The sequence below is a fragment of the Novosphingobium sp. APW14 genome, from assembly GCF_032337075.1.
Classification (GTDB): domain Bacteria; phylum Pseudomonadota; class Alphaproteobacteria; order Sphingomonadales; family Sphingomonadaceae; genus Novosphingobium.
Map to the genome: position 1 here is coordinate 160,956 of NZ_JAVYAB010000001.1, position 12,622 is coordinate 173,577.

The 12,622-nt window shown below is 63.4% G+C and carries 14 protein-coding genes; 13 read left to right on the top strand and 1 reads right to left on the bottom strand.

Translation table 11 applies throughout. The features are described 5' to 3' along the window. Window positions 1-7 precede the first annotated feature (7 nt). The 3 genes from RQP55_RS00845 (at window position 8) to folP (ending at window position 3,059) form a co-directional block, all read left to right on the top strand. Window positions 8-619 carry a ribonuclease HII gene (locus RQP55_RS00845; RefSeq protein WP_315608282.1) on the top strand — a complete coding sequence of 204 codons (612 nt, stop codon included), beginning with the start codon at window positions 8-10 and terminating at the stop codon, window positions 617-619. Window positions 620-828: 209 nt separating this feature from the next. Further along, window positions 829-1,962: a site-specific DNA-methyltransferase gene (locus RQP55_RS00850; RefSeq protein ID WP_315608283.1), complete on the top strand. Its 1,134-nt coding sequence runs from the start codon at window positions 829-831 to the stop codon at window positions 1,960-1,962. Beyond that, the gene (gene folP, locus RQP55_RS00855) at window positions 1,959-3,059 is read left to right on the top strand and encodes a dihydropteroate synthase (RefSeq protein WP_315608284.1); all 1,101 of its coding nucleotides are present in this window, start codon (window positions 1,959-1,961) and stop codon (window positions 3,057-3,059) included. The genes RQP55_RS00850 and folP overlap by 4 nt, the downstream gene beginning before the upstream one ends. Here folP and RQP55_RS00860 read toward each other — a convergent pair. Next, window positions 3,056-4,474: a sigma-54 dependent transcriptional regulator gene (locus tag RQP55_RS00860; protein ID WP_315608285.1), complete on the bottom strand. Its 1,419-nt coding sequence runs from the start codon at window positions 4,472-4,474 to the stop codon at window positions 3,056-3,058. The genes folP and RQP55_RS00860 overlap by 4 nt on opposite strands. Window positions 4,475-4,644: 170 nt before the next feature. Between RQP55_RS00860 and RQP55_RS00865 the strand changes: the two genes are divergently transcribed. From RQP55_RS00865 to RQP55_RS00910, 10 genes are all read left to right on the top strand, one after another. Further along, window positions 4,645-4,770: an aa3-type cytochrome c oxidase subunit IV gene (locus RQP55_RS00865; RefSeq protein ID WP_315608286.1), complete on the top strand. Its 126-nt coding sequence runs from the start codon at window positions 4,645-4,647 to the stop codon at window positions 4,768-4,770. Between the two features lie 16 nt (window positions 4,771-4,786). Then, entirely contained in the window at window positions 4,787-5,902 is a 1,116-nt protein-coding gene (locus tag RQP55_RS00870) for an NAD(P) transhydrogenase subunit alpha (protein WP_315608616.1), read from the top strand. After that, window positions 5,899-6,324 (top strand): hypothetical protein, encoded by a 426-nt coding sequence (locus tag RQP55_RS00875; RefSeq protein WP_315608287.1) that lies wholly within the window; start codon window positions 5,899-5,901, stop codon window positions 6,322-6,324. Before RQP55_RS00870 ends, RQP55_RS00875 begins: the two co-directional genes overlap by 4 nt. Before the next feature lie 2 nt (window positions 6,325-6,326). Then, the gene (locus tag RQP55_RS00880; RefSeq protein WP_315608288.1) at window positions 6,327-6,608 is read left to right on the top strand and encodes a proton-translocating transhydrogenase family protein; all 282 of its coding nucleotides are present in this window, start codon (window positions 6,327-6,329) and stop codon (window positions 6,606-6,608) included. Window positions 6,609-6,610: 2 nt separating this feature from the next. Beyond that, window positions 6,611-8,023, top strand: a complete 1,413-nt coding sequence (locus RQP55_RS00885; protein WP_315608289.1) for an NAD(P)(+) transhydrogenase (Re/Si-specific) subunit beta — start codon at window positions 6,611-6,613, stop codon at window positions 8,021-8,023. 5 nt (window positions 8,024-8,028) lie between these two features. Beyond that, entirely contained in the window at window positions 8,029-8,925 is an 897-nt protein-coding gene (locus RQP55_RS00890; RefSeq protein WP_315608290.1) for a YeeE/YedE thiosulfate transporter family protein, read from the top strand. Next, window positions 8,912-9,223 (top strand): hypothetical protein, encoded by a 312-nt coding sequence (locus RQP55_RS00895; RefSeq protein WP_315608291.1) that lies wholly within the window; start codon window positions 8,912-8,914, stop codon window positions 9,221-9,223. Before RQP55_RS00890 ends, RQP55_RS00895 begins: the two co-directional genes overlap by 14 nt. 78 nt (window positions 9,224-9,301) lie before the next feature. Beyond that, window positions 9,302-10,504: a parallel beta-helix domain-containing protein gene (locus RQP55_RS00900; protein WP_315608292.1), complete on the top strand. Its 1,203-nt coding sequence runs from the start codon at window positions 9,302-9,304 to the stop codon at window positions 10,502-10,504. Then, the gene (locus RQP55_RS00905) at window positions 10,501-11,490 is read left to right on the top strand and encodes an SO2930 family diheme c-type cytochrome (protein WP_315608293.1); all 990 of its coding nucleotides are present in this window, start codon (window positions 10,501-10,503) and stop codon (window positions 11,488-11,490) included. Before RQP55_RS00900 ends, RQP55_RS00905 begins: the two co-directional genes overlap by 4 nt. Then, the gene (locus tag RQP55_RS00910; protein ID WP_315608294.1) at window positions 11,487-12,437 is read left to right on the top strand and encodes an alpha/beta hydrolase; all 951 of its coding nucleotides are present in this window, start codon (window positions 11,487-11,489) and stop codon (window positions 12,435-12,437) included. Before RQP55_RS00905 ends, RQP55_RS00910 begins: the two co-directional genes overlap by 4 nt. Window positions 12,438-12,622 lie beyond the last annotated feature (185 nt).

The following is a 12,622-nucleotide window of genomic DNA, read 5'->3' on the forward strand; positions in this document are numbered from 1 at the left end:
TGGATAGATGGAAGCGGCGTTGCTCTTTGCCAAGGGGACCAAAGGCCGGGTGGTGATCGGCGTGGACGAGGCCGGGCGCGGTCCTTTGGCCGGGCCGGTCGTGGCGGCGGCCTGCGTCCTGGGGCCCGATGCCCCCGGCGGGCTCGACGATTCCAAAAAGCTATCGGCCAAGCGACGGGCTGTGCTGGAGCCGCAGATCAAGGCCAGCTGCCACTGGGCGCTGGGCGTGGTTGATGCTGAGGAGATTGACCGGATCAATATCTTCGCCGCAACCATGCTGGCCATGACCCGCGCCGTCGCGGCCCTGGCTCTGGAACCGGATGAAGTACTGATCGACGGCAACATGACCCCGGCAGGGCGCCATCCCGATTGGCGCTGGCCGGCCCGCGCGATTGTTGGCGGAGATGGTCTGGAGCCTTGCATTTCGGCGGCCTCGATCCTGGCCAAGGAGCACCGAGACCGATTGATGCGCGAATATGCCCGGGCGCACCCGCATTACGGGTGGGAGTCCAACATGGGCTATGGCACGGTCCAGCATCTTGCCGCGCTGCGCGAACATGGCCCAAGTCCGCTCCATCGGCGCAGTTTTGCCCCGGTGGCCCAGTTGGTACTGCTCTGAGCATAAAAATTTTGGGGCGAGTCCGCAGGGACACACCCACCAGATATTGAGTCCCGGGTGAATCGCGAGACTCTAGATGCTGTGCCGGACTCGTTGTGTTCCGTCTTGGAATCACGCTGAATCGAAAGGATTCCTGCGGAGTCGCCCCTTGACGCGGGACTCCGGATGACTCACCCTGTGGATAAGTTTTGCAGTTTTCAGGGAATGTCATGGGCCAGATGCTGGTGGGTGAAAAGGCGCGGTTGAAGGCCGTGCGCGAGGTGGTTCGGCCGGACCTTCCGGTCGGTCGGATCCTCGATGGCGATTGCATCGAGGCGATGCGCAGCCTGCCCGATGCCTCGATCGACATGATCTTTGCCGATCCGCCCTATAACCTGCAGCTGGGCGGGGACCTGTCGCGCCCCGATGGCAGCCACGTCGATGCCGTGACCGATCACTGGGACCAGTTCGACAGCTTTGCCGCTTATGACAAGTTCAGCCGTGAATGGCTGACCGAGGCGCGCCGGCTGCTCAAGCCCAATGGTTCGCTGTGGGTGATCGGTTCCTACCACAACATCTTCCGCCTGGGCGCGATGCTGCAGGACATGGGCTTCTGGATCCTCAACGACATCGTCTGGCGCAAGGCCAACCCGATGCCGAACTTTAAGGGAACCCGCTTTACCAACGCGCACGAGACGCTGATCTGGTGCTCGATGGGGGAAAAGGCGAAGTACACCTTCAACTATCGCGCGATGAAGACCCTGAATGACGAGCTGCAGATGCGTTCTGACTGGGTTCTGCCGATCTGTGGCGGACAGGAACGGCTTAAGAAGGGGGGGCACAAGGTCCACCCGACGCAGAAGCCCGAAGCGCTGCTCTATCGCGTCATGCTGGCGACAACCAACAAGGGTGACGTCGTGCTCGATCCCTTCTTCGGCACCGGCACGACTGGCGCCGTGGCCAAGCGCCTTGGCCGCGAATGGATCGGTTGTGAGCGCGAGAGCGACTACCGCGAGGCGGCGCTGGAACGGATCGAGCTGGCCTTGCCGCTCGACGAATCCGCGATCACCACGATGCAAAGCCCCAAGGCCGCGCCGAAGGTGGCCTTTGGCACCTTGGTGGAAACCGGCTTCATTGCCGCCGGTACCAAGATTTTCGACAAGAAGCGCAAGCTTACCGCCACGGTGCGTGCCGATGGCTCGCTGGTTTCAGACGCCGAAACCGGTTCGATCCACGGCCTGGGCGCCAAACTGCAGGGCGCGCCCAGCTGCAATGGCTGGACCTTCTGGCACATCGAGCATGAAGGCGAATTGAAGCCGCTCGATGCGATCCGGCAGCTTTACTTGTTGGCGACGGAAGATTGACCACCAGGCATTATCTCCGCCCCATCGCCCTCGCGGAATCGCCGCAGAGCGAGGAGGGCGGGGCCATCCGCCTGGCCGGCGGCCTGACCTATGCCAGCCGGTTCGCCGTGATTGCCCGCGAAGGCGGCAGGATCACTGAGCGAGAGCTCTATTCAGCGGCGGAACTGCGCGCAGTCCTGTCCGATTTGTCGCCTGAACTTCAGACGCAGTTCGAGAACCTCCAACGCAACCATGCGCCACTGGAATGCGGGGCGCGGACCATTCGGCTTGACCAGCCGCAGGTCATGGGGATTCTCAACATCACGCCTGACAGCTTTTCCGATGGCGGCCAGTTCATGGACGATCCGGAAATCGCCGCAGCCCATGCCTCGTCCATGCTGGAAGCGGGGGCGGCGATCATTGATATCGGTGGGGAAAGCACCCGTCCCGGCGCGGCCGCGGTCTGGGAAGGCGATGAGCTGAAGCGCGTTGTGCCGATGATCGAGCGGCTGGCCGGATCGGGTGCCGCCATTTCCGTCGATAGCCGCCGTCCCGCAGTGATGGAAGCTGCGCTGGCCGCAGGCGCGCATATCCTCAACGACGTTTCCGCCATGCGCCATGACCCGCGCAGCCTGGACTTTGCCGCTCGCTCTGGCGCACCGGTCGTGCTGATGCACGCGCCGGGTGCGGGCGATGACCTTCACGGTGATGGCACTTACCGCGATGTGGTGCTCGACGTGTTCGACTGGCTCGCCGCGCGGCGCGATGCCGCCATTGCGGCCGGTATACCGCGGGCCAAGATCGTGCTCGATCCGGGCATCGGCTTTGGCAAGTCGGTGGCGGACAACCTTGCGCTGCTTAACGCGCTGCCGCTGTTCCATGCGCTGGGCCAACCATTGCTGGTTGGCGCAAGCCGCAAGCGGATGATCGGTGCGCTTTCGGGTGAAGCGCCAGCGCATCAGCGGCTTGGAGGCTCGATCATGCTGGCGGCCAAGGCGCTGGAGGCCGGGGTCCAGTTGCTCCGCGTCCACGATGTGGCGGAAACCGTTCAGGCCTTGCGAGTTTGGCGGGGGCTGCGCGATGCGGCGCTGACCGACTTCAGCCAGCTTGCCAATTAGGCGACGTTTTCGATCCCGAGATCGGAAAGCTTTCGGTAAAGCGTAGAACGGCCAATCCCCAGCCGCCGCGCGACTTCAGTCATTCGGCCGCGATAGTGGCCGATGGCCAGGCGGATGACGTCGGCCTCGATCTCTTCCAGTGGGCGCAGGTTGCCATCCGGCGTGTAAAGCGTGACGCCGATTGCCTCGTGATGGTGCAGGCTGCCATTAGCCGGTTCGCCCAGCAGGTTGGCCAATTGCGGAAAATCATCAGCCGTCAGTGCATCGCCATCGCATAACACGGCCGCGCGGAACAGCACGGCCTGAAGCTGACGGACATTGCCCGGCCAGTCGTAAGCGCTCAGCAGCGCCAAGGCACTATCCGTAATGCCGATCCCGCGCAGGCCCGGTTGCTCGCCGATCCGGGCCAGAAAATGGCGGGCCAATGCCGGAATATCGCCCAGACGATCGCGCAGAGCCGGCAGCTGGACCGCAATTCCTGAAATCGCCTGGTGCAATTCTGGCAGGAAATGTCCTTCGGCTACCATGTCCTTCAACGGCAGGTTGCTGGCCGAGATCAGCCGAACATCGATCCGGAACGAGTGGCGGGCGCCGATTGGGCGGACCTGGCCGAGCTGGAGCGATTCGAGCAGACGTTGCTGCACGGCTGGGGGTAGGCGATCGATCTCATCCAGCGCCAGGGTGCCGCCATCGGCGTGCTGGAGCGCCCCGATATGGCGATCGAATGCCCCCGGGAAGGCGCCCTTTTCGTGCCCGAACAGCGCAGATTCGACCGAATTGGAGGGAATGGCGCCAATGTTGATGAGCCGGAATGGAGCCTTGGCCCGCGGGCTAGCGGCCTGCATGGCCCGGATCAGCATTTCCTTGCCGGTACCGCTTTCACCCTCGATCAAGACCGGACCATGCCCGCGCGCGGCCTTGGCGGCGATGGCCAGGGCGCTGCGAAAAGTGGGCGAAGCGCCGATCATCGCATCAAAATCGGGCTTCGACGGCAGCTTTTCGGTCAGCGGCATCAGTTCATCACGCGGGGCTTCGCGCGTCGTTGCCATACGCAGAGCCTGCATCAGCCGTTCGGGTGAGACCGGCTTGACCAGATAGTCGGTGGCCCCCGCGCGCATCGCCTCAACGGCCAGCAAGGGTGAAGCGGAAGCGGTCAGCATCAGAATCGGTAAGGCGGGCCGCCGGGCCTTGAGCTCGGCTATCAAGGTGCAGGCTTCGTCGCCCGGGACCCATTGGTCCAGTATGATCGCGCCCAGTTGCATGCCCTGACGGGTACCAAGCGTGGCAATGGCAGTTTCTGAATCGCGCACGACCAGCGTCCGCCAGCCTTCGCGCCCGGCCAATGCGGTGATCAGCCGGCTCTGCGCCGGCTCATCGTCGATCAGCATCAGTGTTTGCTGTTCGAAATCCGCCATGACTTTGTGATTCTTCCCCAATTTGCTTGGCGGTTGGATAGCGCAAGGGAGTAAAGAGGCGATTAAGCCTGCGAATTGGCCCAAGTTTCGGGGCTGTTCCTCTTGAGTGTGGGCGTGGGCGGCGATAGACGGGGCCACGAAACAACAACTTGCCAATCAGGAACGGGATTATGGCTTCAGGTAACGATATGAAGGCGGCCAACGAAACCTACGGTGGTTTTATCGGTCTGGTGAAGTACGGCAGCGTCGTGGTGGTCGTTGTTGCCGCCATCGTCATCGCGCTGATCACGCGCTAACGCGGTGAGCGCCAGCCTGCGGATCGCCGTCCTCAAGGAACGCGCGAGCGGGGAAACCCGGGTCTCGGCCACGCCGGAAACGGTAAAGAAGTTCATTGCCCTGGGCGCGACTGTCGCAGTCGAAGCCGGGGCTGGTGAAACGGCTTCGATTGCCGATGCCGACTATGCCGCCGCAGGCGCGGAAGTGATCAAGGATGCAGCCAAGGGTGCGGACATTGTCCTGGGCGTCCAGGGCCCCGATCCCAAGGCGCTGAAGGGCGCGAACGCCGGCGCGTGGATCGTGGCCGGGCTCGATCCATTCGGACAGCGCGCGCGCGTCGAAGATTACGCCAAGGGCGGGTTTGAAGCGCTGGCGATGGAATTCATGCCGCGCATTACCCGCGCGCAGTCGATGGATATCCTCTCCAGCCAATCAAACCTGGCGGGTTACAAGGCGGTGATCGAAGCGGCCAACCTCTATGGTCGCGCTTTCCCGATGATGATGACGGCGGCGGGCACGATTTCCGCCGCCAAGTGCTTTGTCATGGGCGTGGGCGTTGCCGGGCTTCAGGCGATTGCCACGGCCCGCCGGCTGGGTGCGCAGGTTTCGGCAACCGACGTCCGCTCGGCCACCAAGGAACAGATTCTCTCGCTGGGTGCCAAGCCGATCTTCGTCGAAAGCGTTGCGGGGATCGAGGGCGAGGGCGCGGGCGGCTATGCCACCGAAATGTCAGAAGAATACCAGAAGGCCCAGGCCGAGCTGGTTTCCAGCCACATTGCCAAGCAGGACATCGTCATCACCACGGCGCTGATCCCGGGCCGGTCTGCGCCCCGTTTGATTTCCGATGCCCAGATCGCCAGCATGAAGCCGGGATCGGTCATTTTTGACCTTGCCGTGGCGCAGGGCGGGAACGTTGAAGGCAGCAAGCCGGACGAAGTTGTGGTCCGCCACGGGGTCAAGATCCTCGGCTATGCCAACACCCCGGCCAAACTCCCGGCCGATGCCTCGGCGCTGTTTGCCCGCAACCTCTACAACTTCCTTTCCGCCTTCTGGGACAAGGAAGCCGGCCGGCCGGTGCTGGATGAGGAGATCGGCAATGCCGTGCGGCTGACGCAAGGCGGCAAGGTCGTCAATGAAAGGCTGTTAGGGTGAGCCGCGCGTGGCAGACAGCCATTTTCATCGGCGTCTTCACCCTCTGGTGTTGGTATAATCGTCCTGCGTTTAAGCCGGACAAGATTGATCGCGCTCGTTTTGCTTTAGTTTACGGTGCGGCTCGAGAGGCTACCGACTTTTACACTCGATGCAGCATCGGCGGCTCACCTCCTTCTGCCGATCAACGAGCGCAGGTTGTTAATCTTTTTCGCGACCTTCGTGGCGAAGTGAAGTCGTCGTCATTTCAGGATGACCTAGAGATCGTTGATTTGCAGCAACAAGTCCGATCGGAAGATAAGAATGGCACAGTTCGGGATCAGGCGATTTGCGAACGCTTAGGGGCGTCAGCACCCAAGACTCAAGCCGATGTGTTTTTGGCTATCACTGCTGTTGAGACGTTTCTGAAGGGCGATCGGAGCTAAACATGGACTTCATCTCGATCCTCTCGATCTTCGTCATGGCCTGCTTTGTGGGCTATTATGTCGTCTGGTCGGTCACGCCCGCGCTGCACACGCCGCTGATGGCGGTGACCAATGCGATCTCCTCGGTGATCATCGTCGGGGCGCTCATCGCGAGCGCGGCGGCGGGGAGCCCGGCGGCCAAGTGGCTCGGCCTGCTGGCGGTGGTTCTGGCCAGCGTGAACATATTCGGCGGTTTCGCGGTCACGGCCCGGATGCTGGCCATGTACAAGAAGAAGGATCGCTGAGCATGGAGCACGTTGCGGTCCCAGCCTGGGCGATGCTGGCCTATCTGGCCTCGGGCGTCCTGTTCATTCTTGCCCTGCGCGGCCTCTCCAGCCCGGGCACCAGCCGTGCGGGCAACCGCTATGGCATGATCGGGATGTTGATCGCGGTGGTGACCACGCTGGTCACGCACGAGATTGCCAGCCTGCCTGAAATCCTCGGCGCGATTGGCATCGGTGGCGCCATCGGCTGGATAATTGCCCGCCGTATCGCGATGACCGATATGCCGCAGTTGGTTGCGGCCTTCCACTCGCTCGTGGGCCTTGCCGCCGTGCTGGTGGGCTGGGCGGCCTATCTTAACCCCGAAGCCTTCGGGATCATGGGCGCGGATGGCACGATCCATGCCGTGTCGCGGCTCGAAATGGGGCTGGGCATCGCGATTGGCGCGATTACCTTTTCCGGTTCGGTCATCGCCTTCCTCAAGCTGGCCGGCAAGATGAGCGGCGCGCCGATCCTGTTGCCGGCCCGGCACGTTATCAATCTGGGCACGCTGATTGCGATCATCGGACTGACCGGCTTTTTCATGACTGACCAGAGCCTGTGGGTGATCGCCACACTCACCGCGCTGGCCTTTATCATTGGTTTCCTGCTGATCATCCCGATTGGCGGGGCGGATATGCCGGTGGTCGTGTCGATGCTCAACTCCTACTCGGGGTGGGCGGCTGCGGCGATGGGCTTTACCCTGTCCAACACCGCAATGATTATCACCGGGGCGCTGGTTGGCTCTTCGGGCGCGATCCTCTCTTACATCATGTGCAAGGCGATGAACCGCGGCTTCCTGAGCGTGATCGCGGGCGGTTTTGGTGCTGACGCTTCCGCTGCCAGTGGCGAAGCGAAAGAGCAGCGTCCATGGAAGCGCGGCAGCGCCGAGGATGCGGCCTATATGCTGGGCGAGGCGGAGAAGGTGATCATTATCCCGGGTTACGGCATGGCCGTTTCCCAGGCCCAGCACGCGCTGCGCGAGATGGGCGATCTGCTCAAAGCCAAGGGCGTTGAGGTGAAGTATGCGATCCACCCGGTGGCGGGCCGTATGCCCGGCCACATGAACGTGCTGCTGGCCGAAGCCAACGTCCCCTATGACGAGGTGTTCGAGCTGGAGGACATCAACTCTGAGTTCGCGACCGCGGACGTGGCTTTCATCATCGGTGCCAATGACGTGGTCAATCCGGCCGCCAAGACCGACAAGTCATCGCCCATCTACGGCATGCCCGTGTTCGATGTCGACAAGGCCAAGCAGGTCTTCTTCATCAAGCGCTCCATGGGCGGCGTCGGCTATGCCGGGGTCGACAATGATGTGTTCTACATGGACCAGACCATGATGCTGCTGGCTGACGCGAAGAAGATGGTCGAAGACATCAACAAGGCGTTGGCGCACTAGGGCCCATGGCCTGGCTGGCGGTTTTGATGGTGCTGGCGCTGGGCATTGCCAACCAGCGCGGCAGCACCTGCGCGGTATCCGCTGCCGATGAAGTCATTGCCAGTCGCTCTGCTCACCGGCTGGCGGGGTTCCTGGTTGCGGCCATGGTTTCGGCGGGCGTTCTTGCCGCCTTGGGCAGCGCCCCGCGCCAGACGGCCGCGATTGGTCTGGGCTGCATCGCCGGCGGGGTGGTTGGGGCGATCGGTGCCTCGCTCAACGGGCGCTGCGCCATGGGGACCATCGCCAGCCTTGGTCGCGGGCGGCTGGACCGGCTGGCGACCCTGGCTGGTTTTTATTGCGGGGCGCGGCTCGTCCTCCACGGGGGCGAATGGCATGCGCCGCTTGCCACCCTTGCCCCGCGAACCTCTCCGCTCTTCGCTGCGGCAGCGCTGGCCCTTGCTGCCGTGGCCTGGTGGCTGGCGCGTGACCGTTCCGGCGCTTCACCGGCCTGGATGGCCTTGATCGGGCTGCTTAATGCTCTGCTGCTGTGGCTGATGGCCGACTGGTCCTACACCGGCGGGTTGACGCGGCTCGCAGCCGGGGGCGTGTTTGATATGATGCGGTTCTGGCTTTACCTGGGTGCCCTGATCAGTGGATCGATTGTCGCCGCGGCCTTTGCCGGCACGGTCCAGCTTCGGTCCAGTGGTGTGCGGGAATGGCTGCAATCGGGTCTCGGCGGGCTCTTCTTGGGCGCCGGCAGCGCGATGGTGCCCGGAAGCAACGATGCGATGCTGCTCGTCGGCGTGCCGCTGCTGGTGCCGGGGCTGCTGCTGGCCTATCTGGCCTTCTGGATGACGTTGATCGCATTGCGCGGTCTGCGCTACCGGCTGATGACAAGGGAACCCGGCCATGCGTCACTTTAGTATCCTTGTTCTTCTTGCAGTTGGGGGCTGCTCGCCATCGAAGCTCGCCTATGGTCAGGTGAAGAGCGCGATGATCGACGCCGGGCTCAGCGAAGCCAATTCCGCCTGCATGGCCGAACGGATGACTGACCGGCTGACGCTCAGCCAGCTGCAAAAACTCAAGCAGCTGAAGGGGGATAAGCGCAACCTGGCTGACTATGCCGTGGCCGTGCGCCGGGTCGGCGATGCCGAAGCGATCAAGGTTGCGGCCACGTCCGCCGCGCTCTGCGCCAGTGGTCTGGCCGGCGAGAAACGCTGACGATCTAATTGCTGGGTGGCGCGCGGCGGCGTGGATTGACTTACACCGCTGTCAGTTCAACACTCCAGTCCCATGAGGATGTCCACAACGCTTATCGCTGCGGCCACGGCGCTTGCCCTGGCTGCCCCTGCCTATGCCAAGGTGATCCCGGTTCCCGCCGGTGAAAACGCCCAGGCTCGCCTGCAAGAGGCGCTGATCGTGGCCGAACCGGGCGACGTGGTGGAACTGGGCGCAGGGCGATTTGTCCTGACCGACGGGCTTTCGCTTGATGTTAAAGGCGTAACGGTGCGCGGCGCGGGGATGGAAGCCACCGTGCTGGACTTTACCGGCCAGAAGGGCGCGGGCGAGGGGCTGCTGGTTATGTCAGACGAGGTGACCCTGCGCGATTTCGCGGTTGAAAACACCAAGGGCGATGGGATCAAGTCAAAGGGCGCAGACAACATCGTCTATTATCGCGTCCGCGTTACCTGGACTGGCGGAGCCAAGACCACCAACGGTGCCTACGGCATCTATCCGGTGGAAAGCACGGGCGTGTTGATCGATGGCTGCAAAGTCTCTGGCGCATCAGACGCCGGGATCTATGTCGGCCAATCCAAGGACATCACGGTCCGCTATTCGCTGGCGGAATACAATGTGGCCGGGATCGAGATCGAAAACAGCCGCAACGCAATTGTCCACGGCAACCTGGCAACGCGTAATACGGGCGGTATCCTGGTGTTCGACCTGCCCAACCTGCCGGTCATGGGTGGCGGCAACACCGTGGTTGAAGGCAACCTGGTGATCGACAACGATACCCCCAATTTTGCGCCAAAGGGCAACATCGTTGCCGGGGTGCCACGCGGCACCGGGGTGATGATCATGGCCAACGAACTGGTGGCGGTGCGCGGCAATGTGCTGGCCAACAACCCGACTGGTCAGGTCATGGTCCTAGCCTATCCCAATGCCTTCAAGGACAGCCGCTATAACCCCTATCCGCGCCGGATTGTGGTCGGTCCGAACCAGATCATTGGCGGGGGCAATGATCCACAGCTGCCGGGCGGTGAGCAGCTCAAGGCGGCTTTTGGCGGTGCGCTGCCGCCAGTAATCTGGGATGGCCTGGGTGGCAGCGATGCCCTGATCGGCGGACAGAAGTTGCCGGGCCTGTCGCTCAACCTGCCGCAGCAGGGGGCAAGCCCTGCCGAGGCCAAGCCGGCACCGTTTGAACTCGCAGCCGCCGCGAACCTGCCTGTTCCGGGCAAGGTCGGTGCTCCTGCCACACTGGAAGCCCGGATCGCGCGATGAGGCTGATCCTGGCCGCTGCCTTGCTGGCCGGCGCGGCGATGGCCATTGCCGCGCCGCAGGGCGGGGCGGTTAACGATGAAGCAGTAACGGGGGCTGGCTATCCGGCCAGCCTTGCCGACTATCGTTTCTTCGCCGATGCCGCTGCCCAGCGCCCGGCCCCGGGGGTAACGCCCTATCGCCTCCAGACCCCGCTATGGTCCGACGGCGCGGAAAAGCTTCGCTTCATCTATCTGCCGGCGGGAACAACGGCCAAGGCGCAGGGTGATGGCCTGCTTGACCTTCCGGTTGGCGCGGCGCTGATCAAGACCTTCAAGCTGGATGGCCGCCTGATCGAAACCCGCGTGCTCCTGCACCGCGCCGATGGCTGGGTGGCGCTGCCCTATCAATGGAACCGCGAACAGACCGAGGCCCGGCTGGCCCTGGCCGGAGCCCGGCTGGAGCTGACCACGCCCCAGGGGCAGGCGATCTCTTACGCCATCCCCAACAAGAACCAGTGCAAGGAATGCCACCAGCAGAAGGATGCCGTCACGCCGATCGGCCCCAAGGCGCGCAACCTCTCGGCCGCCTGGCTGGCAAGTTTCCACAAGGCGGGCAGGCTTTATGCCGTGCCCAAAGTGACCGCGCGTGTGCCGTTGTGGGAGAACCGCGTCAAGCTGGCGGCGGCCCCGGTGGCGCGCGGCTGGCTGGATAGCAATTGCGCCCATTGCCACAATCCGGTCGGCTCGGCGTCCAACTCGGGGCTCGACCTGCGGTGGGAGCAGGCGGACCCGGTCAAATTCGGGGTGATGAAGCGGCCGGTTGCCGCTGGCCGAGGCTCGGGCGGGCTGGAGTTCGATGTCCTGCCGGGCCACCCGGACCAGTCGATCATGCTCTATCGCATGGGCAGCCTGGAAGGCGGGATTTCGATGCCGGAAGTTGGCCGCTCGACCATTGATCCTGATGGTCAGGCGGCGGTCACGCGGTGGATCAGGGAGATGAAGCCGTGAAGCGTTTGAGCAAGTGGCTGCTGGGCATTGTCGTCGTGCTGGTCGGGGCGTTTCTGCTGCTGCGCACGCCTGATAGTGATCCGGCGACGATGAAGGTCAAATATGGCGGACCACCTTCGCAGTTTGTCGATCTGGGCGGCGGACTGACGGTTCACCTGCGCGATGAAGGTCCGCGCGGTGCACCGGTGCTCATGTTGCTCCACGGTTCCAACGCCGATCTCCACACCTGGGATGCCTGGAGCAAGGCACTCACAAACCAGTTCCGGGTAATCCGCTTTGACCAGATAGGGCATGGCCTGACCGGCCCCAATCCGGCGGGGACGCACAGGCTTGAGGATATGGTCGCGACGACCGAGAAGGTCCGCGCCAAGTTGGGAATCGAGCGTTTGGCTCTTGCCGGCAATTCGATGGGCGGGGCGATTGCCGCGAAGTATGCGATGGTTCACCCGCAGCATCTTGATGCCCTGATCCTGGTTGACGCGGGTGGTGCGCCCCAGCCAGCCAGCCGCAAGGGCCGCGGCAATATCGGCTTCACGCTGGCGGCAACGCCCGGGGTGAACTTGCTGATGCGTTCGATCACGCCCCGCGGGCTGGTTGAACGCAGCTTCCGGCAAAGCGTTTCGAACCAGGCCGTGGTCACCGATGCGGTGGTCGATCGCTATTGGGAACTGCTGCGCTATCCGGGTAACCGTGCCGCCACGGCCGAACGCTTCGCCGCCCCGCGCAAGGCGTTCACGGCTGACGATTTGGCAGCGATCAGGACGCCCACGCTGATCCTGTGGGGCGCGGAGGACAAACTGATCTCCGTTGCCGGCGCGCACTGGTACAATTCGGGCATTGCCGGTTCCAGGCTCAAGATATTTCCGCGCATCGGCCATCTTCCGCACGAGGAAGCAGCGGCGGTCAGCGCGGCAGAGGTCAGGGCCTTCCTCAGCCCACAGCATTGACCCGACCTACGCTGGACCTGTCGGACCACCTTCGGTAAGGGCGCTGGCTTCAAGGGGCTGTTGTCAATCGGGTGCTCCCACGGAGATTTGCATTTGCGCAAGATCGGTCAGATCGGCGATGGGACCAGGCGCTGCGCGGCGAATAGCCTGCCGAAAGATGAATTCACCGGGATCCTCGCAGTGGC